20 protein-coding genes are annotated in these 20,364 nt (G+C 70.7%); 12 read left to right on the top strand and 8 right to left on the bottom strand.

Features of this window, described 5'->3' with window-relative positions; genetic code table 11:
• Positions 1 to 42 precede the first annotated feature (42 nt).
• From K4B79_RS19390 to K4B79_RS19380, 3 genes are all read left to right on the top strand, one after another.
• Entirely contained in the window at positions 43 to 1,869 is a 1,827-nt protein-coding gene (locus tag K4B79_RS19390; protein ID WP_232028045.1) for an acyl-CoA dehydrogenase, read from the top strand.
• A gap of 88 nt (positions 1,870 to 1,957) precedes the next feature.
• Entirely contained in the window at positions 1,958 to 3,253 is a 1,296-nt protein-coding gene (locus tag K4B79_RS19385; protein WP_232028044.1) for a M18 family aminopeptidase, read from the top strand.
• Positions 3,254 to 3,351: 98 nt separating this feature from the next.
• On the top strand, positions 3,352 to 3,606 hold the full coding sequence (locus tag K4B79_RS19380) for a DUF6458 family protein (RefSeq protein ID WP_232028043.1): 255 nt from the start codon (positions 3,352 to 3,354) through the stop codon (positions 3,604 to 3,606).
• Positions 3,607 to 3,631: 25 nt separating this feature from the next.
• Here K4B79_RS19380 and K4B79_RS19375 read toward each other — a convergent pair whose 3' ends face one another.
• Complete coding sequence (locus tag K4B79_RS19375) at positions 3,632 to 4,018, bottom strand: cupin domain-containing protein (protein WP_232028042.1); 387 nt, start codon at positions 4,016 to 4,018, stop codon at positions 3,632 to 3,634.
• Positions 4,019 to 4,070: 52 nt separating this feature from the next.
• Between K4B79_RS19375 and K4B79_RS19370 the strand changes: the two genes are divergently transcribed.
• Positions 4,071 to 5,072, top strand: a complete 1,002-nt coding sequence (locus tag K4B79_RS19370) for a GlxA family transcriptional regulator (protein ID WP_232028041.1) — start codon at positions 4,071 to 4,073, stop codon at positions 5,070 to 5,072.
• On the top strand, positions 5,069 to 5,563 hold the full coding sequence (locus tag K4B79_RS19365; RefSeq protein WP_232028040.1) for an LURP-one-related/scramblase family protein: 495 nt from the start codon (positions 5,069 to 5,071) through the stop codon (positions 5,561 to 5,563). Before K4B79_RS19370 ends, K4B79_RS19365 begins: the two co-directional genes overlap by 4 nt.
• Before the next feature lie 26 nt (positions 5,564 to 5,589).
• On the opposite strand, the gene K4B79_RS19360 is transcribed toward K4B79_RS19365, so the two are convergent.
• Positions 5,590 to 6,387, bottom strand: a complete 798-nt coding sequence (locus K4B79_RS19360) for a carbon-nitrogen family hydrolase (protein WP_232028039.1) — start codon at positions 6,385 to 6,387, stop codon at positions 5,590 to 5,592.
• A gap of 182 nt (positions 6,388 to 6,569) precedes the next feature.
• Between K4B79_RS19360 and K4B79_RS19355 the strand changes: the two genes are divergently transcribed.
• Together K4B79_RS19355 and K4B79_RS19350 are read left to right on the top strand one after the other, a co-directional pair.
• Complete coding sequence (locus K4B79_RS19355) at positions 6,570 to 7,394, top strand: maleylpyruvate isomerase family mycothiol-dependent enzyme (RefSeq protein WP_232028038.1); 825 nt, start codon at positions 6,570 to 6,572, stop codon at positions 7,392 to 7,394.
• Positions 7,395 to 7,547: 153 nt separating this feature from the next.
• The gene (locus K4B79_RS19350) at positions 7,548 to 8,327 is read left to right on the top strand and encodes an SAM-dependent methyltransferase (protein WP_232028037.1); all 780 of its coding nucleotides are present in this window, start codon (positions 7,548 to 7,550) and stop codon (positions 8,325 to 8,327) included.
• 105 nt (positions 8,328 to 8,432) lie between these two features.
• Here the strand turns inward: K4B79_RS19350 and K4B79_RS19345 are convergent, their stop codons facing one another.
• Together K4B79_RS19345 and K4B79_RS19340 are read right to left on the bottom strand one after the other, a co-directional pair.
• Entirely contained in the window at positions 8,433 to 9,737 is a 1,305-nt protein-coding gene (locus K4B79_RS19345) for an MFS transporter (protein ID WP_232028035.1), read from the bottom strand.
• Complete coding sequence (locus tag K4B79_RS19340) at positions 9,734 to 10,384, bottom strand: GntR family transcriptional regulator (protein WP_232028033.1); 651 nt, start codon at positions 10,382 to 10,384, stop codon at positions 9,734 to 9,736. The genes K4B79_RS19345 and K4B79_RS19340 overlap by 4 nt, the downstream gene beginning before the upstream one ends.
• Positions 10,385 to 10,595: 211 nt before the next feature.
• Here K4B79_RS19340 and K4B79_RS19335 point away from each other — a divergent pair, with 211 nt between their 5' ends.
• Together K4B79_RS19335 and K4B79_RS19330 are read left to right on the top strand one after the other, a co-directional pair.
• On the top strand, positions 10,596 to 11,510 hold the full coding sequence (locus K4B79_RS19335) for a D-alanyl-D-alanine carboxypeptidase family protein (RefSeq protein WP_232028031.1): 915 nt from the start codon (positions 10,596 to 10,598) through the stop codon (positions 11,508 to 11,510).
• Between the two features lie 68 nt (positions 11,511 to 11,578).
• Positions 11,579 to 11,887, top strand: a complete 309-nt coding sequence (locus K4B79_RS19330; protein ID WP_232028029.1) for a GNAT family N-acetyltransferase — start codon at positions 11,579 to 11,581, stop codon at positions 11,885 to 11,887.
• Between the two features lie 130 nt (positions 11,888 to 12,017).
• Here the strand turns inward: K4B79_RS19330 and K4B79_RS19325 are convergent, their stop codons facing one another.
• Genes K4B79_RS19325 through pdhA form a run of 3 tightly spaced genes read right to left on the bottom strand, consistent with a single transcriptional unit; the run spans position 12,018 to position 15,725 of the window.
• A complete protein-coding gene (locus tag K4B79_RS19325) occupies positions 12,018 to 13,448 on the bottom strand; it encodes a dihydrolipoamide acetyltransferase family protein (RefSeq protein WP_232028028.1) in 1,431 nt (476 codons plus the stop codon).
• Between the two features lie 10 nt (positions 13,449 to 13,458).
• Positions 13,459 to 14,454, bottom strand: coding sequence for an alpha-ketoacid dehydrogenase subunit beta (locus K4B79_RS19320; RefSeq protein ID WP_232028027.1), 996 nt, complete (start codon positions 14,452 to 14,454; stop codon positions 13,459 to 13,461).
• A 2-nt stretch (positions 14,455 to 14,456) separates the two neighbouring features.
• Positions 14,457 to 15,725: a pyruvate dehydrogenase (acetyl-transferring) E1 component subunit alpha gene (pdhA, locus tag K4B79_RS19315; protein WP_232028026.1), complete on the bottom strand. Its 1,269-nt coding sequence runs from the start codon at positions 15,723 to 15,725 to the stop codon at positions 14,457 to 14,459.
• A 346-nt stretch (positions 15,726 to 16,071) separates the two neighbouring features.
• Here pdhA and K4B79_RS19310 point away from each other — a divergent pair, with 346 nt between their 5' ends.
• From K4B79_RS19310 to K4B79_RS19300, 3 genes are all read left to right on the top strand, one after another.
• A complete protein-coding gene (locus tag K4B79_RS19310; protein ID WP_232028025.1) occupies positions 16,072 to 16,734 on the top strand; it encodes a response regulator in 663 nt (220 codons plus the stop codon).
• Between the two features lie 83 nt (positions 16,735 to 16,817).
• Entirely contained in the window at positions 16,818 to 17,315 is a 498-nt protein-coding gene (locus K4B79_RS19305) for a pyridoxamine 5'-phosphate oxidase family protein (RefSeq protein ID WP_232028024.1), read from the top strand.
• 66 nt (positions 17,316 to 17,381) lie between these two features.
• Entirely contained in the window at positions 17,382 to 18,485 is a 1,104-nt protein-coding gene (locus K4B79_RS19300) for a phosphotransferase (protein ID WP_232028023.1), read from the top strand.
• A 133-nt stretch (positions 18,486 to 18,618) separates the two neighbouring features.
• Here the strand turns inward: K4B79_RS19300 and K4B79_RS19295 are convergent, their stop codons facing one another.
• Positions 18,619 to 20,202 (bottom strand): protein kinase domain-containing protein, encoded by a 1,584-nt coding sequence (locus K4B79_RS19295; protein WP_232028346.1) that lies wholly within the window; start codon positions 20,200 to 20,202, stop codon positions 18,619 to 18,621.
• Between the last annotated feature and the right edge of the window lie 162 nt (positions 20,203 to 20,364).

The following is a 20,364-nucleotide window of genomic DNA, read 5'->3' as shown; positions in this document are numbered from 1 at the left end:
GAACGAGTGCCTCGCCGATCCCTTTCTTACGGAGCCGTCGCCATGGGGCACTACAAGTCGAATCTCCGCGACATCGAGTTCAACCTCTTCGAGGTACTCGGACGCGACAAGCTGTACGGCACGGGCCCGTTCGAGGAGATGGACGTCGAGACCGCGAAGAGCATCCTGGAGGAGCTGACGCGCCTCGCGGAGAACGAACTCGCGGAGTCCTTCGCGGACGCCGACCGCAACCCGCCGGTCTTCGACCCGGAGACGAACACCGCGCCGGTCCCGGCCTCCTTCAAGAAGAGCTACAAAGCCTTCATGGACTCGGAGTACTGGCGCCTTGGCCTGCCCGAGGAGATCGGCGGCACCACCGCCCCGCGCTCCCTGATCTGGTCGTACGCGGAGCTGCTGCTCGGCTCGAACCCGGCCGTGTGGATGTACTCCTCCGGCCCGGCCTTCGCCGGCATCCTCTACGACGAGGGCAACGACGTGCAGAAGCGCATCGCCCAGATCGCCGTGGAGAAGACCTGGGGCTCCACCATGGTCCTCACCGAGCCCGACGCGGGTTCCGACGTCGGTGCCGGCCGCGCCAAGGCGGTCCAGCAGGAGGACGGCTCCTGGCACATCGAGGGCGTCAAGCGCTTCATCACCTCCGGTGAGCACGACATGGAGGAGAACATCCTCCACTACGTCCTCGCCCGCCCCGAGGGCCACGGCCCCGGCACCAAGGGCCTGTCCCTCTTCCTGGTCCCGAAGTACCTCTTCGACTTCGAGACCGGCGAGCTGGGCGAGCGCAACGGCGTCTACGCCACCAACGTCGAGCACAAGATGGGCCTGAAGGCCTCCAACACCTGCGAGATGACCTTCGGCGACCGGCACCCCGCCAAGGGCTGGCTGATCGGCGACAAGCACGACGGCATCCGCCAGATGTTCCGGATCATCGAGTTCGCCCGCATGATGGTCGGCACGAAGGCGATCTCGACGCTGTCGACCGGCTACCTCAACGCCCTTGAGTACGCCAAGGAGCGCGTCCAGGGCCCGGACCTGGCGAACTTCATGGACAAGACCGCGCCCAAGGTCACCATCACCCACCACCCCGACGTGCGCCGCTCGTTGATGACGCAGAAGGCGTACGCCGAGGGCATGCGCGCCCTCGTCCTCTACACCGCGTCCGTCCAGGACGAGATCCAGGTCAAGGAGGCGGCGGGCGAGGACTTCTCCGCCCTGGAGGCGCTGAACGACCTGCTCCTGCCGATCGTCAAGGGCTACGGCTCCGAGAAGGGCTACGAGCAGCTCGCCCAGTCGCTCCAGACCTTCGGCGGCTCCGGGTTCCTCCAGGAGTACCCGATCGAGCAGTACATCCGCGACGCCAAGATCGACACCCTGTACGAGGGCACCACCGCGATCCAGGGCCAGGACTTCTTCTTCCGGAAGATCGTCCGCAACCAGGGTGCTGCGCTGAACTCCCTCGCCGAGGACATCAAGAAGTTCCTGGCGCTCGGCACCGGCGGCGAGGAGCTGGCCGGCGCCCGTGAGCACCTGGCCAAGGCGGCCGTCGAGCTGGAGGCGATCGTCGGCCTGATGCTGACCGACCTCGCGGCCACCGAGCAGGACGTCAAGAACATCTACAAGGTGGGCCTGAACACCACTCGCCTGCTGATGGCCTCCGGTGACGTCGTCGTCGGCTACCTGCTGCTCAAGGGCGCCGCCGTGGCCGCCGAGAAGCTGGAGACCGCGTCGGCCAAGGACAAGGCCTTCTACACCGGCAAGATCGCGGCGGCGAAGTTCTTCGCGGCCACCGTCCTGCCCGGCGTGACGATGGCCCGCAAGGTCGCCGAGGGTGTCGAGCTGGACGTGATGGAGCTGGACGAGGACGCGTTCTAGGACACACCCGTACAGCCCCGCATCGCTCGTCCTGGGCCCGCTCCGCATCACACGGAGCGGGCCCTCGTACGTCGTTAAGGTGAACCCCATGAGCGCACCCTCCCGCTTCGACCGCGGCCACACCGATGACCTCATGACCTTCCTGACGGCCAGCCCGTCGCCGTACCACGCGGTGGCGAGCGCCGCCGAGCGGCTGGAGAAGGCCGGTTTCCGGCAGGTCTCGGAGACGGACGCGTGGGAGGGCACGGCCGGCGGCAAGTACGTGCTGCGCGGCGGTGCGATCGTGGCCTGGTACGTCCCCGAGGGGGCCGCGCCGCACACCCCGTTCCGGATCGTGGGCGCCCACACCGACTCGCCCAACCTGCGGGTCAAGCCGATGCCCGACGCGGGGGCGCACGGCTGGCGCCAGGTCGCCGTGGAGATCTACGGCGGACCGCTGATGAACTCCTGGCTCGACCGCGACCTGGGCATCGCGGGCCGGCTGACCCTGCGGGACGGCTCCACGCGCCTGGTGAACGTGGACCGGCCGCTGCTCAGGGTGCCCCAGCTCGCCATCCACCTGGACCGCGCGGTCTCCACGGAGGGTCTCAAGCTGGACAAGCAGCGCCATCTCCAGCCCATCTGGGGACTCGGCGACGACGTCCGCGAGGGCGATCTGATCGCCTTCCTGGAGGAGGAGGCCGGGATAGGCGCGGGCCAGGTCACCGGCTGGGACCTGATGACGCACTCCGTGGAGCCGCCCGCCTACCTGGGCCGCGACCAGGAGCTGGTGGCCGGGCCGCGCATGGACAACCTGCTGTCCGTGCACGCGGCCACGGCCGCGCTGACCGCCGTCGCCGCGACCGGTGAGCTGCCGTACGTCCCCGTGGTCGCCGCCTTCGACCACGAGGAGAACGGCTCGCAGTCGGACACCGGCGCGGACGGGCCGCTCCTCGGCGACGTGCTGGAGCGTTCGGTGTTCGCACGCGGAGGGGCGTACGAGGACCGGGCGCGGGCCTTCGCCGGCACCGTCTGCCTCTCCTCCGACACCGGCCACGCGGTGCACCCCAACTACGCGGAGCGGCACGACCCGACGCACCACCCGCGCGTCAACGGCGGCCCCCTGCTCAAGGTCAACGTCAACAACCGCTACGCGACGGACGGTTCGGGCCGGGCGGTCTTCGCCGCCGCCTGCGAGAAGGCGGGCGTGCCCTTCCAGTCGTTCGTCTCCAACAACTCCATGCCCTGCGGCACCACGATCGGCCCGATCACCGCGGCCCGCCACGGCATCCGGACCGTCGACATCGGCGTGGCGATCCTTTCGATGCACAGCGCGCGGGAGTTGTGCGGCGACAAGGACCCCTATCTGCTGGCGAACGCCCTGACGGCGTTCCTGGAGGGGTAGCTTCCGTTCCGGAACGGGCCGCCACTGCATGGGGGTTGACAGCCGGGGTACCCGCAGTTCCGGACCGGAACGACCGGACCGGACAGGAGGCGACACTCATGGGCCTCGGCGGATGCATCATTCTCATCGCCGTGGGAGCCATCCTCACGTTCGCGACCGACTGGGACATGCAGGGGGTCAATCTCGACCTGGTCGGCATCATCCTGATGGTCGTCGGACTGATCGGCGTGAGCACATTCAGCAGCATCGCGCGGCGCAGGCGGGTCGTGATGCCGCCCAACACCCCGGTGGTCGAGGAGGAGCGGCGCCACACCACACGCAGGGACGGCTACAGCGACGGTTACGGCATCTGACGTCCGTCCCCGGTCGCCCTGACGGTCACGCCAGCGCGTGTCCCGTCGTGGCGTCCACATGGGCCGGTACCTCGTCGTGGCGATCGCCCACGGTGGAGGTACCGGTCGGCTCCAGCAGGAGGATGTCGGTCGGGACGGGCGCGTACGGCTTGTGCTCGACACCGCGGGGGACGGTGAAGACCGAGCCCTTGGGGAGGGTGACCGTGCGCTCCCCCGCGGGCTCGCGCAGGGAGATCCGCAGCTCGCCCTCCAGCACCAGGAAGAACTCGTCGGTGTCGTCGTGGACGTGCCAGAGGTGCTCGCCCTCGACGTGCGTGACGCGGACGTCGTAGTCGTTCACGGTGGTGACGATGCGGGGGCTCCACTGCTCGCTGAAGGAGGCGAGGGCGGCGGAGAGGGAGATCGGATTCATGGGGTCATCGTGCGGGGCGCCGCACAGGGCGGACGAGTGCTAGAAATCGCACATGCCGCAAGGATCCTCTCAGTATCGCCCTCACAGGGTCGCCGTGATCGTCGACGAGGGCACCAACCCCTTCGAGGTGGGTGTCGCCACCGAGCTGTTCGGGCTGCCGCGCCCCGAACTCGGGCTGCCCGGGCCGCTGTACGAGGTGACGCTGTGCACGCCGACGCCCGAGGTGCGGATGAACCACGGCTTCTTCACCCTGTCCGGCGTGCCCGGTCTGGAGGCGGTGGACGACGCCGACACCCTGGTCGTACCGGGCCGTCCCGACAACGTCGTCCCGCGCGGTGAGGACGTCCTGGAGGCCATCCGGCGCACCCACGCGCGCGGGGCCCGTGTGATGAGCCTGTGCACCGGCAGCTTCGCCCTCGCCGAGGCCGGGCTGCTGGACGGCCTGCGGGCCACCACGCACTGGATGTGGGCCGACCTCTTCCGCGAGCTGCACCCGAAGGTCCGGCTGGAGGCCGACGTGCTCTTCCTCGACGAGGGAGGCATCCTGACCGCCGCCGGGAGCGCCGCCGCGCTCGACCTCGGCCTGCACGTCGTACGGCGGGACCACGGCGCGGAGATCGCCAACGCCGTGTCGCGGCGGCTGGTGTTCGCCGCCCATCGCGACGGCGGGCAGCGCCAGTTCGTGGAACGGCCGGTGCCCGACGTACGGGACGAGTCCCTGGGCCCACTGCTCGCGTGGGCCCAGGAACGGCTGGGGGAGCCGCTGACGGTGGCCGATCTCGCGACCCGCGCGGCCGTCTCCCCCGCCACGCTCCACCGGCGCTTCCGTGTCCAGCTCGGGACGACCCCGCTGGCCTGGCTGACGGGGGAGCGCGTGGCGCTGGCGTGCCGGCTGATCGAGCGCGGGGAGGAACGCCTGGACGTGGTGGCGGCCCGCAGCGGGCTGGGGACGGCCGCGAACCTCCGCGCGCGTGTGCGCCGCGAGACCGGGCTCAGCCCGTCGGCCTACCGGCGGCGTTTCGGACCGGCCGCCGGGGAAGCGGTGAGGGTATGAGATTCCTCGTACGCGACCGGCTCCTCGGCATCGGTGACGACTACTGGATCGAGGACGACCGGGGCGAGAAGGTGTTCCTCGTCGACGGCAAGGCGATGCGGCTGCGGGACACCTTCGAGCTCAAGGACCGCCAGGGGCGGGTCCTGATCGACATCCGGCAGAAGATGTTCGCCCTGCGCGACACGATGATCATCGAGCGGAACGGCGAACCCCTGGCGACGATCAGGCGGAAACGCCTGTCGCTGCTGCGCAACCACTACCGCGTCTCCCTCGCCGACGGCGGCACCGAACTCGACGTCAGCGGCAAGATCCTCGACCGCGAGTTCGCCGTCGAGTACGACGGCGAACTGCTGGCCGTCGTCTCCCGCCGCTGGCTGCACGTCCGCGAGACCTACGGCGTCGACATCGTCCGCGAGGACGCGGACCCGGCGCTGCTGATCGCGGTGGCGGTGTGCGTGATCCACCTGGCGGAGAAGGAACGGGAGGACTAGGGATGGCTAGGGAGGACTGGGGAGGACTAGAGCCTGCGGGGCGCTTCCAGCCCCAGCACCCGGTCCTTCAGGGCCGGGAACTGCTCGCGGGTCGTCGCCACCCGCGACGGGTCGAACTCGACCGTGAGGACCTCCTCGTCGGCGCCGGCCTCCGCCAGGACCTCGCCCCACGGATCGACCACGATCGAGTGACCGGCCTGCGGAACTCCCGCGTGCGTCCCGGCCGTTCCACAGGCGAGCACGAACGCCTGGTTCTCGACCGCCCGCGCCTGGGCCAGCAGCGTCCAGTGCGCCCGGCGGCGCTCCGGCCAGCCCGCGGGGACGACGAGGGTCTCGGCACCGGCGTCGACGAGACCGCGGAACAGCTCGGGGAAACGGAGGTCGTAGCAGGTGGCCACGCCCACCGTGGTGTGCGGCAGACGGACCGTCACCAGCTCGTGCCCCGCGCCCATCAGCACGGCCTCGCCCTTGTCGAAGCCGAAGCGGTGGATCTTGCGGTAGGAGGCGGCCAGGTCGCCGGAGGGTGAGAAGACGAGGGAGGTGTTGTAGAGGGCCCCGTCCGGGGTGCGCTCGGGGATCGAGCCCGCGTGCAGCCAGACGCCCGCGTCGCTCGCCGCCTTCGCCATCGCCTCGTACGTCGGACCCTGGAGCGGCTCGGCCTCGGCGTCGAACTCCTCGAAGGCGAAGGCTCCGGTGGTCCACAACTCCGGCAGGACGACCAGGTCGGCACCGGCCTGTTCCCGTACCAGAGAGGCCACGCGGGGCCGACGGGATTCGACGGATTCGCCCTCTTCCACGGCGATCTGGATCAGAGAGGCGCGCACACTACCACCGTCCTGGCATTCGAGCCGTCCACACGGGCCTACGATCGTCACACGAAAGCACTGCCGGGGTGCCTCACAGCAGCGTAACTTAGCGTTCCAAGACACCCGCCGACAGCCACCGCCTCCCACTGGCAACGCCGCCACCACCTGCCCGTGCACCGACCGCCGAGGGGTCCCGTTCCGTGAGTCTGCATCCCACCCTCCAGCCCTACGCCGACGCCTGGACCCACTCCATCGAAGCGATATCCGAGCTGGTGACCCCGCTTGTGGAGGGAGAGTGGAACCGGCGTACCCCGTGCCCCGGCTGGTCGGTCCGTGACGTCGTGTCCCATGTCATCGGCCTGGACTGCGAGATGCTCGGCGACCCGCGCCCCATCCACACACTCCCGCGCGACCTGTACCACGTCACCAACGACCACCAGCGGTACATGGAGATGCAGGTCGACGTCCGCCGCCACCACACGGCGCCCGAGATGACCTCCGAGCTGGAGTACACGGTCATCCGCCGCAACCGCCAACTGCGCAACGAGTCCCGGGACCCGGGCACGAAGGTACGCGGACCGCTCGGCAGCGAACTGACGCTCGAGGAATCCATGCGCAAGCACGCGTTCGACGTCTGGGTGCACGAACAGGACCTGCGCACCGCCCTCGGCCGTCCCGGCAACCTCGACTCCCCCGGCGCGCACGTCGCCCGTGACGTGCTGCTCGACGCGCTCCCCGAGATCGTGGCCGTCAAGGCCGACGCCCCGCGCAGCTCGGCGATCGTCTTCGACGTGCACGGCCCCATCGAGTTCCTCCGCACCATCCGCGTCGACATCCAGGGCCGCGGCACCCTCGAAACCGCCCCGGCCCTCGGCCCCGCCGCCACCCTCACCCTCGACTGGGAGACCTACGTCCGCCTCGCCTGCGGCCGCGTGACCGTGGACGCCGCCGCCGACCGCGTGAAGGCGGAGGGCGACCCGACCCTGACGACGGCGATCCTGCGCAACTTCACGGTGACGCGGTAGGGGGCGGGCTTTCAGCCCGTCCGGCGTTTGAGGACGAGGCCCCTTCAGGGCCGATGGGGGTCTGGGGGCGAAGCCCCCAGGGACCTGCGCCCAGAACTCCCGGCACCCGATATTCGCTGTCGCCCCAGGCAACCCCCCATTACCGTCCGCCGCATGACCAACACTCATACCGACACTCACGCCGACACCCCACCCCACCTCACCCGCCTCACCTTCCACGGCCCTCTCTCCGAGACCCGAGCCACCACCCTCATCCAGAGACTCGCGGCCACACAACCCACCACCGTGCTCGACATCGGCTGCGGCTGGGGCGAGTTCATGCTGCGCGTCCTGGAGGCCGTACCGCAGGCGACCGCCGTCGGTCTCGACCTCAGGGAAGAGGACCTGGCCCGGGGCCGCCGCGACGCCACGGCACGGGGCCTCGCCGACCGGGCGGACTTCGTGGCGGAGTCGGCCCTGGGCACGACCCGCGCTCCCGCCGACCTCGTGCTGTGCCTGGGCTCCGGCCAGGCCCTGAGCACGGCCGAGCCGCCCCACCACACCGACGAGGCCCTGCGGGAGCTGCGCCGCCTGGTGACCGACGGCGGCCGTGTCCTGTTCGGCGAGGGCTTCTGGCAGCGCACCCCGACCCCGGCGGAGCTGTCCGGCATGTGGCCGGACGCCTCGGCGGGCGAGCACTACGACCTCGCCCGTCTGGTCGACGCCGCCGTGGCCGCGGGCTTCCGGCCCGAGTGGACCGAGACGGCGAACCTCGACGAGTGGGAGGAGTTCGAGTCCGGCTACCAGGCCGACACCGAGGTATGGCTCGCGTCGAACTCCGGCCACCCCCTCGCCGCCGAGACCCGCGCCCGCCTCGACCGCCACCGCGCCCAGTGGCTGACGTACCGGGGAGTCCTGGGCTACGCGTACCTCACGCTGGTCCCGGTCGCCTGAGTATTTTGAGCCCGTCCGGCGATTGAGGACGAGGCCCCTTCAGGGCCGAAGCGGGGGTCTGGGGGCGGCAGCCCCCAGGGACGGCGCCCCAACCCCACGGCGACGTCACGCAGGGACGTGAACCGTCTCCACCCGCGACGCCACCAGTCGCTCCCGCTCCCGCCGGATCGCCCGCTTGCGCAGCCGCAGGATCTGGCTGACCCCGAGGGCCTGGAGGACGAAGACGGAGGAGAAGGCGACGGAGTAGTCGTCGCCCGTGGCGTCGAGCAGCACGCCGACGGCGAACAGCGTGGTCATCGAGGCGACGAACCCGCCCATGTTGGTGATGCCGGAGGCGGTGCCCTGCCGCTCGGGCGGGTTCGCCGGCCGGGCGAAGTCGAAGCCGAGCATCGAGGCGGGCCCGCACGCCCCGAGCACCACGCACAGCACGACCAGCAGCCACATCGGCGCGTGGTCGCCGGGGTAGGCCAGCGTGGCGCCCCACAGCAGTGCCGTCGCCCCCACGGTGGTCAGCGCGAGCGGCAGCCGCGCCTCGTGGTGCCGGGCGACGACCTGGCCGTAGACCAGGCCGATCACCATGTTGGACAGGACGACGAGGGTGAGGAGTTCGCCCGCGGTCGCCCGGGACAGGCCCTGGGCCTCGACCAGGAAGGGCAGGCCCCACAGGAGCAGGAACACCATGGCCGGGAACTGGGTGGTGAAGTGCACCCAGAGCCCGAGCCGGGTCCCCGGTTCGCGCCAGGACGCGACGATCTGACGCCGTACGTAGGCGGCGCCCCGGTGCGGGAAGGGCTCCGGTTCGTGCCCCTCGGGGTGGTCCTTCAGGAACAGCAGGAGCAGGACGAAGACGACGACACCGGCGAGCGCGCTGCCCGCGAAGGCCGCCGTCCAGCCGATGCCGTGCAGCAGCCGGGCCAGGACGAGGGTGGAGACCAGGTTGCCCGCCATGCCGACCAGTCCGGCGAGCTGCGCGATCAGCGGGCCGCGCCGGGCCGGGAACCACCGGGTGCCCAGCCGCAGCACGCTGATGAAGGTCATCGCGTCGCCGCAGCCGAGCAGGGCGCGCGAGGCCAGGGCCATGCCGTACGACGGGGAGAAGGCGAAGCCGAGCTGGCCCACGGTGAAGAGGACCACTCCCAGGCCCAGCACCTTCTTCGTGCCGAGCCGGTCGACCAGCAGGCCCACGGGTATCTGCATGCCGGCGTAGACGAGGAGCTGGAGGATCGAGAAGGTCGACAGCGCGGAGGCGTTCACATGGAAGCGGTCGGCCGCGTCGAGGCCGGCGACGCCGAGGGACGTACGGAAGATGACCGCGACGAAGTAGACGGAGACGCCGATCCCCCAGACGGCCGCCGCGCGCCGTCCGCCCGGAGGGTCGCCCGGGAGGGTGGTGCCCACGGTCCGGCTCATCGGACCTCACCCCGTGCCAGGTGGGAGAACCAGCTGACGTGCCGGTGGACGATGCCCACCGCGGCCTCCGCGTCCCCGGAGCGCAGCGCCTGGAGGATCTCCTCGTGCTCGGTGAGGGTCTTGGCGATCCGGTCGGGGTGGGAGTGCAGGACGGCGACGCCCATGCGCAGCTGGCGGTCGCGCAGTTGGTCGTAGAGCCGGGAGAGGATCTCGTTGCCGCCGCTGCGGACGATCTCGGCGTGGAAGCAGCGGTCGGTGACGGCGGCTCCGGCGAGGTCTCCGGCGGCGGCCTGCTGCTTCTGCTTGGCGAGCAGTTCCTCCAGGCGTTCGACGAGCCCGGCGGGGGCGGGGACCGCCTTGCGGGCCGCGTGCTCCTCGACCAGTAGCCGGGTCTCGACGACGTCGGCGATCTCCTGGGCGGAGACGGGCAGGACGAGGGCTCCCTTTTTCGGGTACAGCTTGATGAGCCCCTCGACCTCCAGCCGCAGCAGCGCCTCCCGCACGGGTGTGCGGGAAACGCCGACGGCCTCGGCCAGCTCGCCCTCGGTCAGGAGGATGCCGCCCTCGTAGCGGCGCTCCAGAACACCCTGCTTGACGTGGGCGTAGACGCGGTCGGCGGCGGGAGGTTGCTTGACGGCCAGGCTCATGCCCACAGCTTAGATACAACACGTACGCATGATGGCGACCGTCCAGGATACGGACGGGTAGATCAGATCGTCCGGTAAAGAACCCAACCCCGCCCGAGCAACCCCACAACCTTCTGTGCTAGTTACGAGTCACACACCTGCGGCCCCACATTCCTTGCTCAACTCGACCGGCCGCATTCCAGGGGCATTCGACAACATCGGGGTATCTCAGTTGATAACGGGCATCAAGGGCGGCTTCCGGTCCGTCCGCTTCCGCCGAGCCGCCGCCGTCTCCATGACCGCCGGCGCCGTCCTCGCGACCGGAGCCCTCACCGCGGTCCCCGCACAGGCCGTCACCGCGCCCACGATCGTCGCCAAGGGCGGCTACGTGATGAACAACGCGAACGGCGCGGGTCTGTACAGCAAGGCCGCGAACACCAAGCGCTCCACCGGCTCCACCACGAAGATCATGACTGCGAAGGTCGTCCTCGCGCAGTCGAACCTCAACCTGAACAGCAAGGTCACGATCCAGAAGGCGTACAGCGACTACATCGTGTCCAAGGGCGCCTCGTCCGCCCGGCTGATCGTCGGTGACAAGGTCACCGTGCGCCAGCTGCTCTACGGGCTGATGCTGCCGTCCGGCTGCGACGCCGCGTACGCGCTGGCCGACAAGTTCGGCTCGGGCTCGACCCGTGCGGCGCGGGTGAAGTCGTTCATCGGCAAGATGAACACCGAGGCGAGGAAGCTCGGCCTGACCAACACGCACTTCGACTCGTTCGACGGCATCGGCAACGGCAAGAACTACTCCACGCCGAAGGACCTGACGAAGCTCGCCAGCAGCGCGATGAAGAACTCCACCTTCCGCACGGTGGTGAAGACGAAGGCGTACACCGCGAAGACCATCACCAAGACCGGCAGCACCCGCACGATGGGCACGTGGAAGAACACCAACACGCTGCTCAACAACTACAGCGGCACCATCGGCGTGAAGACCGGCTCCGGCGACGAGGCCGGCTACTGCCTCGTCTTCGCCGCCACCCGCAACGGCAAGACCGTCTACGGCACGGTCCTCGCCTCCACGAACGGCACCCAGCGCGAGACCGACGCCAAGAAGCTCCTCAACTACGGCTTCGCCAAGCTCGGCTGACCCAACATCAGGCAGTACTTGCGCAAAGGGCCCGTCGCCACTGGTGACGGGCCCTTCACCATGCCCCCATGAACCCACCTGCTCCCACCGTGCGCCCCGCGACCCTCGCCGACCTGGACGCCATCACCGACCTGCACACCGCCGCCCGAGCCGCCTACTACCGACCGGGCGGGTGCGCGGACGCCGACCTCGATGCCGCAGCCGTGGGGCAGCTCCATCAGATCCATGTGTGGCCGGACCAGTGGGGGCAGGGCATCGGTGGTCGGCTGCACACGGCCTACGTCGAGTTCCTGCGGGAGGCGTCCCTGGGCACGGGCGTGCTCGAAGCGTGGGAGCGCAATGAGCGGGCCCGGGCCTTCTATGCGCGGCGCGGCTGACGGGCGGACGGGTGTCGGCGGCCGGGGCCTGCGGGGGCCGACTATGTGCGGATGCGGCTGGTGGTGTCGTTGTGACCGCTCGTGGGCGGATGGGGCCGCGCGTCCGGGGTGGGAAGCGCGGCCCCGTTTGCTACGCCCAGGTGATCAGGCGCTTGGGTTGTTCCAGGATGGCCGCCACGTCGGCCAGGACCTTCGAGCCCAGTTCGCCGTCGACCAGGCGGTGGTCGAAGGAGAGGGCCAGGGTGGTGACCTGACGGGGCTTCACCTTGCCCTTGTGGACCCACGGCTGGAGCTTGATCGCGCCGACGGCGAGGATCGCCGACTCGCCGGGCGGCAGGATCGGGGTGCCGGTGTCGACGCCGAAGACGCCGACGTTGGTGATGGTCACCGTGCCGCCCTGCATGGCGGCCGGGGACGTCTTGCCCTCGCGGGCCGTGGCGACCAGCTCGGCCAGCGCCTGGGCCAGTTGGGGCAGCGTCTTGGCGTCGGCGTCCTTGATGTTCGGGACGATCAGCCCGCGCGGGGTGGCCGCCGCGATGCCCAGGTTGACGTAGTGCTTGACCACGATCTCCTGCGCCGCCTCGTCCCAGGACGCGTTGACGTCCGGGTTGCGCCTGATCGCGACCAGCAGCGCCTTGGCGATCAGCAGCAGCGGATTGACCCGCAGCCCCTGGAGCTCCTTGTCCTGCTTGAGCTCCTCGACCAGCTTCATCGTGCGGGTCACGTCGACCGTCACGAACTCGGTGACATGCGGCGCGGTGAACGCCGAGCCGACCATCGCCGCGGCCGTCGCCTTGCGCACCCCCCGGACCGGGATCCGGGTCTCGCGCGTGACGTCGTACGACGCCGACGGCGCCGCGGGAGCGGACACCGGCGGCGCGGGCGCTGCCGTCACCGGCTCGGGGGCCTGGCGCGGCGGGGCCACCGCCGCGTGGACGTCCTCGCGCGTGATGATGCCGTCCGGGCCGGACGGGATCACCGTCGCCAGGTCGACACCCAGGTCCTTGGCCAGCTTGCGCACCGGCGGCTTGGCCAACGGGCGCGGCGTCGCGGTCGCGGCGGCCGTCCCATGGCCGTTCAGCTCGCCCTGGATCGCCTTCGACGCCTCCTGGGCCGGGATCTCCGGACCCTTGCGGGGGCGGCGCTTGGTGGAGGAGGTGGCCACGCCGTAGCCGACCAGCACCGGCTGGCGGGCCTGGGGCTTCTTCTCCCCGGTAGCCGGCTCCTGGGCCGCCGGTTCCGGCGCGGCGGGTGCCTCGGCCGCGGACGCCTCGGGTGCCTGGCCGGCCCCCGCGCCCCCGCCCGCGACATCCACCGCGATGATCGCCGTGCCCACATCCACCGTGGTGCCCTCGGCGAAGCGCAGCTCGCGGACCACGCCGTCGTAGGGGATGGGCAGTTCGACGGCCGCCTTGGCGGTCTCGACCTCGCACACCACCTGGCCGTCGGTGACCGTGTCACCGGGCTGGACGTACCACTTGAGGATCTCCGCCTCGGTGAGACCCTCACCCACGTCCGGCATCTTGAACTCGCGTACGGACGCTTCCGTCATCGTCGTCACGACCCTCTCCTCAGTACGCCAGCGAGCGGTCGACGGCGTCGAGTACCCGGTCCAGACCGGGCAGGTACTCCTCCTCCAGCCGAGCCGGCGGATAGGGGGCGTGATAGCCGCCGACCCTGAGCACCGGGGCCTCCAGGTGGTAGAAGCAGCGCTCCGTGATCCGGGCGGCGATCTCCGCGCCCGAGCCGAAGAACACCGGGGCCTCGTGGACCACCACCAGACGGCGGGTCTTCTCCACCGACGCCTGGATCGAGTCGAAGTCCAGCGGGGACACCGAGCGCAGGTCCAGGATCTCCAGGGACCTGCCCTCCTCGGCGGCCGCGTCGGCCACCTCCTGGCAGAGCTTCACCATCGGGCCGTAGGCGACGAGCGTGAGGTCGGTGCCCTCGCGGACCACCTCGGCCTTGTGCAGCGGGCCCGGGATCGCCTCGGTGTTGACCTCGGCCTTGTCCCAGTAGCGCCGCTTGGGCTCGAAGAAGATCACCGGGTCGTCGCTCTGGATGGCCTGCTGCATCATCCAGTAGGCGTCGCCCGCGTTCGACGGGGAGACCACCTTCAGGCCCGACACGTGCGCGAACAGCGCCTCGGGGGACTCCGAGTGGTGCTCGACCGCCCCGATGCCGCCGCCGTAGGGGATACGGACGACGACCGGGAGCTTGACCTTGCCCAGCGAGCGCGCGTGCATCTTCGCGAGCTGGGTGACGATCTGGTCGTAGGCCGGGAAGACGAAGCCGTCGAACTGGATCTCCACGACCGGCCGGTATCCGCGCAGGGCGAGGCCGATCGCGGTGCCGACGATGCCGGACTCGGCGAGGGGGGTGTCGATGACGCGGCTCTCGCCGAAGTCCTTCTGGAGGCCGTCCGTCACCCGGAAGACGCCGCCGAGCTTGCCGACGTCCTCGCCCATGACGAGGACCTTGGGGTCGGTGTCCAGGGCGCGCCGCAGCGATTCGTTGATCGCCTTGGCCAGCGCCATCTTTTCCACTGCCGGCTTTTCCACGGTCATGGTCAGGCCCCCTCTCCCTCAGCGAACGACGCCTGGTAGGCGGCGAACTGCGCCCGCTCCTCGTCGACGAGGGCGTGCCCGTCCGCGTAGACGTTCTCGAAGATGGCGAAGTGGTCCGGGTCCGGCATGGCGCGGACCGCCTCGCGCACTCGTTTGCCCAACGCCTCGCTCTCGGCCTCCAGTTCCGCGAAAAATCCCTCGTCCGCGTGGTTTGAGGCCTCCAGATACCGGCGAAGGCGCAGGATCGGGTCCTTCGCCTCCCACGCCTCGCGCTCCTCGTCGGCGCGGTACTTGCTCGGGTCGTCGGAGGTGGTGTGGGCGCCCATGCGGTAGGTGTACGCCTCGACCAGGGTCGGGCCCTCGCCGCCGCGGGCGCGCTCCAGCGCCCACCTCGTCACCGCGAGGCAGGCCAGGACGTCGTTGCCGTCGACGCGGACGCCGGGGAAGCCGTAGCCCTGCGCGCGCTGGTAGAGCGGGACGCGGGTCTGCTTCTCGGTCGGCTCGGAGATCGCCCACTGGTTGTTCTGGCAGAAGAACACCACGGGGGCGTTGTAGACCGCGGAGAAGGTGAACGATTCGGCCACGTCGCCCTGGCTGGAGGCGCCGTCACCGAAGTACGCGATCACGGCGCTGTCCGCGCCGTCCTTGGCGATGCCCATCGCGTAGCCCGTGGCGTGCAGCGTCTGGGAGCCGATGACGATCGTGTAGAGGTGGAAGTTGTTGCCGTTGGGGTCCCAGCCGCCGTTGTTCACGCCGCGGAACATGCCGAGGAGGTTCGTCGGGTCGACCCCGCGGCACCAGGCGACGCCGTGCTCGCGGTAGGTCGGGAAGACGTAGTCGTCCTCGCGGGTGGCGCGGCCCGAGCCGATCTGGGCGGCCTCCTGGCCGAGCAGCGAGGCCCACAGGCCCAGCTCGCCCTGGCGTTGCAGGGAGGTGGCCTCGGCGTCGAAGCGGCGGGTGAGAACCATGTCGCGGTACAGACCGCGGAGGTCTTCGGGGGTGATGCCGGCGACGTACTTGTCGTAGGCGGCGTCCTTGACGCGCTTGCCCTCGGGCGTCAGCAGCTGGACGAGTTCGGGCTCGCCGTTCGGCGACTTCTTCGCGGTCGCCTTCTTCACCGGCGCCTTCTTCGCGGTCGCCGCGGACTTCCTGGCGCTCGCCGCGGGCTTCTCGGCGGTCGTGCTCTTCGCCGTCGTACGCTTGCCGGCCGTGTTACCGGTCGTATCTGCGCTGCGTCGCGTGGTGCGCGCGGCAGTGCTCTCCACGGTCACGTGTGCTCCTCCGTCGGTCCGGCTACCCGGGTTCGCCGGGCGCCAGTACGGCTTGCCTGCGGGCCCACGGGACGCACGGGGTGGGTGCGGCCCGGTCGGGAACAGGCGTGACAGGTGCCCCGGCGAGCGCCCTGCAAAAAGCACGTTACCCAGTGGTCCACAATTCTGTGAAACCCCTCCTGACCTGCGTTTTTGCTTGGATTTCCAAGTAAATTCGCAAAATCGGGAACAGTACCTGGTCACAGCCTTGCAGGGGGCCGGAACAACGGCACGTTATCCCGGTGACCCAGGTCACGGGAAGAGCCCGCCGAAAGCGGGATCACGTGTCCCGTGTGACACTGACCGCGTGCGAGAAGACGGAAAAATCAGGGTATTTCTCCTGGACGACCATGAGGTCGTGCGGCGCGGTGTCCATGAGCTGCTGTCCGTCGAGAGCGACATCGAGGTCGTCGGCGAGGCCGGCACCGCGGCCGACGCCCTGGCCCGCATCCCGGCCGCCCATCCGGACGTGGCGGTCCTCGACGTACGCCTGCCGGACGGCAGCGGGGTCGAGGTGTGCCGGGAGATCCGTTCGCGGGACGAGTCCGTCCACTGCCTGATGCTGACCTCGTTCGCCGACGACGAGGCCCTCTTCGACGCGATCATGGCGGGCGCCTCCGGATACGTCCTGAAGGCCATCCGCGGGAACGAACTGCTGGACGCCGTCCGGGACGTCGCGGCCGGCCGTTCCCTGCTGGACCCGGTGGCCACCGCGCGCGTGCTGGAGCGGCTGCGCGACGGCGGGCGCGCCGAGCCCGACGAGCTCGCGCGGCTCACCGATCAGGAGCGCCGGATCCTGGACCTGATCGGCGAGGGGCTGACCAACCGCGTGATCGGCGAGCGGATGCACCTCGCCGAGAAGACGATCAAGAACTATGTGTCGAGCCTGCTGTCCAAGCTCGGCATGGAGCGGCGCTCCCAGGCGGCGGCGTACGTGGCACGGCGGCAGGCCGAGGCACAGCGACGCTGAGCGAGCGGCTCGGGACCTAAGGCCCCTCCTCAGGGGCCGAGCGCCTCTTCCACGTCCACGCGCGCGTGCCGGACAGTGGCCCTATGCCCACAGCCGACCGCCTCGCCGTCGCCCCGTCCGCCGCCGACCACCCGGCTGTCGACCGCCCGGCCGTCGACCAGCTCGCCATCGACCGTCTCGCCGTCGATCTGCTCGCCCGTACCGGCTACGGCCGGGCGGCCACCAGCATGCGGGCGTTGCCCTTCCTCGCCCTCGCGCGGCACATCGTCGTGGACGGCCGGGTGCTGCTGCGGATGCCCAGGAACTGCGGGTACCACCGGGCGTGCGTCGGCAGCGTCGTCGCCTACGGGGCGGACAACCTCGGCTCCGCCGGGCCGGGGGAGAGCCTGTGGTCGGTACAGGTCGTGGGCGAGTGCACGGCGCACGACCCCACCCCCGCCGAGATCGCGCGCTTCGGGCCCGCCCCGGGCCGCGTGGACGGCGAGCCGTACGAACCCGTCTACCTGAGCATCGATCCGCAGTTCGGCACGGTGCACTCGATCGACGACGGCCTGGAAAGCCACTTCGAGCACATCCCGTGACAGAATGCGACTGACTGTGACAACGCCCAGCTCAGAGGCCTGAATCGTGCCTTAGCATCGGGCAGCGTGCCGCGCTCTTGTGTACCACCCCCCACGCCCCACACGCCCCCGCTGGGCGCCCTCCTCCGGCAGTACGCCGCCGGTTCCGTCCTCGCCTGCGAGCCCGTCGACCAAGGGCTGCTCAACCGCGGCTACCGGCTGTGCACGACCCGCGGCCGCTACTTCCTCAAGCACCACTTCGACCCCGAGACCGCCGACCCCGCGGCGATCGCCCGTCAGCACCGGGCCACCGAGCGCCTGGCTCGCCTGGGCGTTCCCGTGGCGCCGCCGCTGGCCGACCGCGAGGGCCGTACGGTCGCCGTCGTCGGCGGCCACACGTACGCCCTGCACCCCTGGATCGACGGCCGGCACCGGCACGGCGGTCAGCTCACCCCCGCGCAGTGCGAACGGCTGGGGGCGCTTCTCGGGGTGGTGCACGCGAGTCTGGAGCGCGTGATGCCGACGCACACGCGGGCGCGTGCGGAACCGGACGCGAGCCGCCACGCCGCCGAGCGCCTGCCGGCCTCCCACCGCCCCGACCCGGCCGGCAGCCCCGACCCCGTGGACAGCCCCGACCCCGCCGACACCTTCGCCCTCATCGACGCGCTGCTCGTCCGGGTCCGCCGGCACCGCCCCGCCGACTCCTTCGACGAGCTGGCCCGTCACCGCCTCCTGGAGCGGCGCGAGCTCCTGGAACAGCACGCCGACCGGCGGCCTCCGCGTGGCGGCTCGGTGGGCTGGGTGCACGGGGACTTCCACCCGTTCAACCTGCTCTACAAGGGCGACGCCCCGGCCGCGATCGTCGACTGGGACCGGCTCGGCGTCAAACCCCGCGCCGAGGAGGCCGTACGCGCCGCCGCGATCTTCTTCGTACGGCCCGCGGGCGCCCTCGACCTGCCGAAGGTCCGGGCGTACGCGCGCGCGTACCGGCGTACCGCGGGGGCCACGCCCTCACAGCTCACGGCGGCCGTGCACCGGGTGTGGTGGGAGCGACTGAACGACTTCTGGATGCTGCGCTGGCACTACGAGCGCGGGGACACCCGCGCCGACCCCCAGTTCCCGGCGGCCTCCGCGCTCGCGGTGTGGTGGACGCGGCGCTACGAGGCGGTGTGCGAGGCGTTCGCGGACTGACGCCGTGTGCGAGGGAGGCGTTCGCGGGCCGAGGCGGACAGCCGTACACACACGCCGCAGAACGCCACGCGCGCGTGGAGCCCGTTTCCGGGCCGCACGCGCGCGTGAAGGCTGCTTGAGGCGAGGGGGCCGGTCAGCCGCCGGTGCCGCCACCGTCGGCGCCACCGTTGCCGCCACCCTCGATGGTGCCGCCGATCGTGTCCGTGGGCTCGTCCGACGGCGTCGGCTCGTCGGACGGCGTCGGGTCCTCCGTCGGCTGCTGCGTGGTCGGATCCGCCGTCGGGTCCTCCGTCGGCTGCTGCGTGGTCGGCGACGGCGTGTAGGACGGGGTGTACGAGGGCGTGTAGTCCCCGTTGGAGCCCGTGCTCGTGCCGGTGTCGGTGCTGGTGTCCGTCGGCTCGTCGCCGGTGTCGTCGCTCGGCGTCTCGCTGGGCGTCGCCTCGTCGGTGGTCTGCGAGGTGGTCGGCGACTGCGTGGTGCCGTCGCCGGGGTTCTTGTCGCCGCCGCTGTTCAGCGCCAGCGCGACGCCCGCCGCGATGGCGATCACCGCCAGGACGGCGAGGATCCACAGCTTGCCGCGGCCGCTGCCCCGGTTGCCGCCCCCCTCGAAGCCGCCGTCGTCCCCGCCGCCGTAGCCGGCGGGCAGGATCTGCTGCGGGATCTGCGTGGTGCCGGAGGCGTCGGCGCCGTGCGGCAGCACGGTCGTGCTCGCGAAACCGGACGACGGGGTCTGCCGGCCGTCGTGCATGTCGACGGGGCCGGTGTTCCAGGTCCCGGTGTGGCCGCCCTGCTCGTACAGCATCTGCAGGCCGTACTGGACCAGGCCGCGCATCTCCTCGGCCGTCTGGAAGCGGTCGTCGGGCTCCTTGGCGAGCGAGCGCATGACGAGGCCGTCGAGCTCCGGCGGGACGCCGTCGGAGACCTCCGACGGCGGCGTCGGGATGTCCTGGACGTGCTGGTAGACCACCGACAGCGGGGTCTCACCGGTGAAGGGGGGCCGCAGCGCGAGGAGTTCGTAGAGCAGACAGCCGGTCGCGTACAGGTCGGAGCGGTGGTCGACGGCCTTGCCGAGGGCCTGCTCCGGGGAGAGGTACTGCGGGGTGCCCATGACCATGCCGGTTTGAGTCATCGTCGTGGACGCGCCGTGCAGCGCGCGGGCGATGCCGAAGTCCATCACCTTCACCGCGCCGTTGTGCGTGATGATCACGTTGGCGGGTTTGATGTCGCGGTGCACGATGCCGTGCTGGTGCGAATAGGCGAGCGCCTCCAGGACACCCGAGACGATGATCAGGGCCTGCTCGGGGCCGGGCGCCTCGGCGTTGAGGAGGAGGTCGCGGATGGTGCGCCCTTCGACGATCTCCATCACGATGTACGGCACGGACTGGCCGCCCACGAAGTCCTCGCCGGAGTCGTACACGGCGACGATCGCGTGGTGGTTGAGCCCGGCCACCGACTGGGCCTCGCGCGTGAAGCGGGCCTTGGAGACGGGGTCCTCGGCGAGGTCGGCACGCAGCAGCTTGACCGCCACGGTACGCCCGAGACGCACGTCCTCGGCGGCGAACACCTCTGCCATGCCGCCCCGGCCGAGTCTGCGGGTCAGCCGATATCGGCCGTCACCGACCAGCCCGCCGTTACCCCACAGCTCCGGCGCATCTGACATCCCGCCGCCAGTCGCCTCGGGGTCGGACGGGCCCTGAGCGCGCTGCTGTGCCATCAGTCCTCGCCGTCGTTTCTGCCCGCGGTGCGCGCGGTGTTGTTACGGTCTCCGTCGGCCACGCTACAGCCTCCGCGCAACCCGCCGGTCCGGGAAGGCCCCGGGGACCGGCCCGAGACGGACCGGCCATCAAACCCGTCCGACGTGTCGGCGTGCAAATCCTGT

It is taken from the genome of Streptomyces lincolnensis (genome assembly GCF_021173675.1).
GTDB classification, from domain to species: domain Bacteria; phylum Actinomycetota; class Actinomycetes; order Streptomycetales; family Streptomycetaceae; genus Streptomyces; species Streptomyces lincolnensis_B.
The sequence above is the reverse complement of the archived record's forward strand: the minus strand, read 5'-3'. Positions and strand labels throughout refer to the sequence as shown.

Excerpts from the sequence above, each read along its gene's own strand:
- K4B79_RS19390 (WP_232028045.1), top strand. The coding sequence starts at position 43 with ATGGGGCACTACAAGTCGAATCTCCGCGACATCGAGTTCAACCTCTTC.
- K4B79_RS19375 (WP_232028042.1), bottom strand. The coding sequence starts at position 4,018 with ATGAATCCGATCTCCCTCTCCGCCGCCCTCGCCTCCTTCAGCGAGCAG.
- K4B79_RS19330 (WP_232028029.1), top strand. The coding sequence starts at position 11,579 with ATGAACCCACCTGCTCCCACCGTGCGCCCCGCGACCCTCGCCGACCTG.
- K4B79_RS19305 (WP_232028024.1), top strand. The coding sequence starts at position 16,818 with ATGCCCACAGCCGACCGCCTCGCCGTCGCCCCGTCCGCCGCCGACCAC.
- K4B79_RS19370 (WP_232028041.1), top strand. The coding sequence starts at position 4,071 with ATGCCGCAAGGATCCTCTCAGTATCGCCCTCACAGGGTCGCCGTGATC.
- K4B79_RS19340 (WP_232028033.1), bottom strand. The coding sequence starts at position 10,384 with ATGAGCCTGGCCGTCAAGCAACCTCCCGCCGCCGACCGCGTCTACGCC.
- K4B79_RS19380 (WP_232028043.1), top strand. The coding sequence starts at position 3,352 with ATGGGCCTCGGCGGATGCATCATTCTCATCGCCGTGGGAGCCATCCTC.
- K4B79_RS19320 (WP_232028027.1), bottom strand. The coding sequence starts at position 14,454 with ATGACCGTGGAAAAGCCGGCAGTGGAAAAGATGGCGCTGGCCAAGGCG.
- K4B79_RS19385 (WP_232028044.1), top strand. The coding sequence starts at position 1,958 with ATGAGCGCACCCTCCCGCTTCGACCGCGGCCACACCGATGACCTCATG.
- K4B79_RS19345 (WP_232028035.1), bottom strand. The coding sequence starts at position 9,737 with ATGAGCCGGACCGTGGGCACCACCCTCCCGGGCGACCCTCCGGGCGGA.
- K4B79_RS19365 (WP_232028040.1), top strand. The coding sequence starts at position 5,069 with ATGAGATTCCTCGTACGCGACCGGCTCCTCGGCATCGGTGACGACTAC.
- K4B79_RS19350 (WP_232028037.1), top strand. The coding sequence starts at position 7,548 with ATGACCAACACTCATACCGACACTCACGCCGACACCCCACCCCACCTC.